At 41.1% G+C, this 360-nt stretch carries 1 protein-coding gene; it reads right to left on the bottom strand.

Features of this window, described 5'->3' with window-relative positions; translation table 11 throughout:
* Nucleotides 1–360: DUF2800 domain-containing protein (locus HMPREF2852_RS10305; protein WP_148130565.1), on the bottom strand; the 360-nt coding region annotated here is incomplete at both ends.

Below are 360 nucleotides of genomic sequence, written 5' to 3'. Positions count from 1 at the left end.
CTCATAGGCATCCACAAGAACTCCCTGTCCATACTTAAAGTCAATTATGGAAAGAGTATCATCTGAAACGATCAAGCAGTCTGCCGTTCCGAATCCATCGGGGACATACTCTGAAAAATCCACTTTTTGTTCAATCAAAATAGCTGGATCCTTACACTTCTGTTTGGCTAATTCATATTGCTCCAAAACAAAATCCACATAGGCATCAGTACATTCCTGCATTTCATCGGAATCATAATCAGATACAGGTCTTTTACTTCGCATCTTCAATGCCTTTTTCAGCTTATGCTCACAAAAGGCGTGTGCTGCCGTTCCTTCCTCGGCTGCAGATGAACTGGTATTTTCAAACTCTAGTTCAAG

The organism is Anaerococcus sp. HMSC065G05 (assembly GCF_001812365.1).
Classification (GTDB): domain Bacteria; phylum Bacillota; class Clostridia; order Tissierellales; family Peptoniphilaceae; genus Anaerococcus; species Anaerococcus vaginalis.
Note: the sequence above shows the minus strand (reverse complement) of the source record. Positions and strands in the feature narration are given on the sequence as shown.